We start from the raw sequence: 3834 nt of genomic DNA on the forward strand, positions 1-3834 counted from the left end.
GGATCAGGGTCAGCCGGTCGGCCGAGCCGCGCAGCAGACCGCGGGAGACGACGCTGGCGGCCGTCTGCTGCGGCTTGCCCGCCTCGCGGGTGGTGTCGCCCTCGCCGCCGCCGAGCACGGTCGAGCCGATCTCGGAGGGGTCGACATGGGCGAGGTCCATGCGGGCGAGGTACGAGATCGCCAGCTCGCGGAAGACGTAGTCGAGGATAGAGGTCGCGTTCTTGATCGCGTCGTTGCCCTGCACGAAGCCCGCCGGCTCGAAGCGGGTGAAGGTGAAGGCCTCGACGTATTCCTCGAGCGGCACGCCGTACTGGAGCCCGAGCGAGATCGCGATGGCGAAGTTGTTCATCAGGCTTCGGAAGGCGGCGCCCTCCTTGTGCATGTCGATGAAGATCTCGCCGATGCGGCCGTCGTCGTACTCGCCGGTGCGCAGGTAGACCTTGTGGCCGCCGACGACGGCCTTCTGGGTGTAGCCCTTGCGCCGGTGCGGCAGCTTCTCGCGCGAGCGGATGCGCTCGACCCGCTCGATCACCCGCTCGACGATTCGTTCGGCGAGCTGCGTCGCCTTGGCGGCGGCCGGCGCCTGCACCAGCGCCTCGACCATGTCCTCCTCGTCGTCCTCGTCCTGGATCAGGGCCGAGTTCAGCGGCTGCGACAGCTTGGAGCCGTCGCGGTAGAGCGCGTTGGCCTTGAGCGCCAGGCGCCAGGACAGGGTGTAGGCCGCCTTGCAATCCTCGACCGTGGCGTCGTTGGGCATGTTGATGGTCTTGGAGATCGCCCCCGAGATGAAGGGCTGCGCCGCCGCCATCATGCGGATGTGGCTGTCGACCGAGAGGTAGCGCTTGCCGATCCGCCCGCACGGGTTGGCGCAGTCGAACACCGCGTAGTGCTCCTGCTTCAGCCCCGGCGCGCCCTCGAGCGTCATCGCCCCGCAGATGTGGGTGTTGGCGGCCTCGACGTCCTTCCGCGAGAAGCCGAGGAACGGCAGCAGCTCGAAGGTCGGGTCGGAGAGCCTGTCCGCCGGCACCTTCAGGGTGTCGGTGAGGAAGGCGTCGCCCAACGTCCAGCGGTTGAACACGAACTTGATGTCGAAGGCCGACTTCAGGCCCGCCTCGATCGCGGCGATCTTGTCGTCGGTGAAGCCCTTGGCCCGCAGGGAGCCCGGGTTGATCGCCGGCGCCTGGCCCATCGAGCCGTGGCCGACCGCGTAGGCCTCGATCTCGGCGATCTCGGATTCGCGGTAGCCGAGCGCGCGCAGCGCATCCGGCGCGGCCTGGTTGATGATCTTGAAGTAGCCGCCGCCGGCGAGCTTCTTGAACTTCACCAGGGCGAAGTCGGGCTCGATGCCGGTGGTGTCGCAATCCATGACGAGGCCGATCGTGCCGGTCGGCGCCAGCACCGTCGCCTGCGCGTTGCGATAGCCGTGCTCCTCGCCGAGCCGCAGGGCGCGGTCCCAGGCGGCGCGGGCGTGGTCGCCGAGATTGCCCTGCGGGATGTTGGCGTGGTCGAGCGGCACCGGGGCGATCGAGAGGAACTCGTAGCCCTCCGCCTCGCCGTGCGCCGCGCGGCGGTGGTTGCGGATCACCTTGAGCATGGCGTCCGCGTTGTCCTCGTAGGCCGGAAAGGCCCCGAGCTCCGCGGCCATCTCGGCCGAGGTGGCGTAGGACACGCCGGTCATGATCGCGGTCAGCGCGCCGGCCAGCGCCCGGCCCTTATCCGAGTCGTAGGGCAGGCCCATCGTCATCAGCAGGCCGCCGATGTTGGCGTAGCCGAGGCCGAGCGTGCGGTACCTGTAGGAGAGCTCGGCGATCTCCTTCGACGGGAACTGCGCCATCGTCACCGAGATCTCGAGCACCACCGTCCAGAGGCGGTTGAGGTGCTCGAACGCCTCGACGTCGAACTGCTTGGTCTGGCGGTCGTACATCGTCAGCAGGTTGGCCGAGGCCAGGTTGCAGGCGGTGTCGTCGAGGAACATGTACTCGGAGCACGGGTTCGAGGCCCGGATCCGCCCGCCGGTCGGGCAGGTGTGCCAGTCGTTCATCGTGGTGTTGAAGTGCAGGCCCGGATCAGCCGAGGCCCAGGCCGCCTCGCCGATCTTCTCCCACAGCTCGCGCGCCGGCAGGGTCTTGGTCGTCTTGCCGGTGGTGCGGGCCTTCAGCTCCCAGGGCGCGTCGGTCTCGACCGCGCGCAGGAAGTCGTCGGTCAGCGAGACCGAGTTGTTGGAGTTCTGGCCGGCCACCGTGAGGTAGGCCTCCGAGTCCCAGTCGGTGTCGTAGACCGGGAAGTCGATCTTGGTGAAGCCTTGGCGGGCGAACTGGATCACCCGCTTGGTGTAGGAATCCGGCACGGCGTCCTTGCGGGCGGCCTTCACGGCCTTCTTCAGGGCCGGGTTGCGCTCGGGGTCGAAGCAGGCGTCGCCTTCCGCCTCGCACTGGGTGCAGGCCTTCATCACCGCGGCGAGGTGCTTGGAGACGATCTTGGAGCCGGTCACCAGCGCGGCGACCTTCTGCTCCTCCTTCACCTTCCAGTCGATGTACTGCTCGATGTCCGGGTGGTCGATGTCGACGATGACCATCTTGGCCGCGCGCCGGGTGGTGCCGCCGGACTTGATCGCGCCGGCCGCCCGGTCGCCGATCTTGAGGAAGGACATCAGGCCGGACGACTTGCCGCCGCCGCCGAGTTTTTCGTTTTCTCCACGAAGCATCGAAAAATTCGAGCCGGTGCCGGAGCCGTACTTGAACAGGCGCGCCTCGCGGACCCACAGGTCCATGATGCCGCCCTCGTTGACGAGGTCGTCCTGCACGCCCTGGATGAAGCAGGCATGCGGCTGCGGGTGCTCGTAGGACGAGGCGGACTTGGTCAGCTCGCCGCTGCGGTAGTCGACGTAGTAATGGCCCTGGGCCGGGCCGTCGATGCCGTAGGCCCAATGCAGGCCGGTGTTGAACCATTGCGGCGAGTTCGGCGCGACCATCTGCTTGGCGAGCATGAAGCGCAGCTCGTCGAGGAACGCGGAGGCGTCCTCCTCAGAGGTGAAGTAGCCGCCCTTCCAGCCCCAGTAGGTCCAGCAGCCGGCCAGGCGGTCGAACACCTGCGTCGCCGACGTCTCGGAGCCGGTGCGCTCGGCCTCGGGCAGCTCGCCGAGCGCCGCCTCGTCCGGCACCGAGCGCCACAGGAAGGACGGGACGTCGTTCTCCTCGACCCTTTTCAGGCGCGCCGGCACGCCGGCCTTGCGGAAGTACTTCTGCGCCAGCACGTCGCTCGCGACCTGGCTCCAGCTCTCGGGCACCGAGATCCCGTCGAGGCGGAAGACGGTCGAGCCGTCCGGGTTGCGGATCTCGGACAGTGCCTTGCGGAACGGGATCGCCGCATAAGGCGAGGAACCGGACGTGGTGTAACGACGCTCGAACCGCATGAGACGCACCTCTCCCGACGAGGCGCAGAGGCGCCCCGGGGTTGAATCCGGAGACCCGAAGAGCCGAATCCGGGCGCCTGAAGCGACGCTGCCCGGATCGGCCGACGTTGGTAAGAAGGTGGCTGGACGCGCACGGATCGAACGGATCGGCGCTCCCGAACCATGACCCGGACATTAACGCCGGGCCGGCCTTCACGTCAACAAGTGGTGTTTGGCCTCCCGGTTCCACGCTAGATGTTGTGGTCTTGGCGGTAAAATTGTGGATAAGTCGGCGCCGGCCGTAAGTGCTGTTTCCGCCTCCTGGATTTCGCGCGGAAAATTTTTGCGTCCACAGCGTCGTCGGGGCGCCCGAAAACGCCCGCGCCGCGCCGCCGCGCCTGAAAAGGGTCGAGGAGAACGACGTCCCGTCCTTCCTGTGGCGC

At 67.8% G+C, this 3834-nt stretch carries 1 protein-coding gene; it reads right to left on the reverse strand.

Features of this window, described 5'->3' with window-relative positions:
* On the reverse strand, positions 1 to 3412 hold a 3412-nt coding region (locus FV223_RS22340), incomplete at its 3' end, for a vitamin B12-dependent ribonucleotide reductase (protein ID WP_147729051.1).
* Positions 3413 to 3834: the final 422 nt, after the last annotated feature.

The organism is Methylobacterium sp. WL116 (assembly GCF_008039455.1).
Lineage (GTDB): Bacteria > Pseudomonadota > Alphaproteobacteria > Rhizobiales > Beijerinckiaceae > Methylobacterium.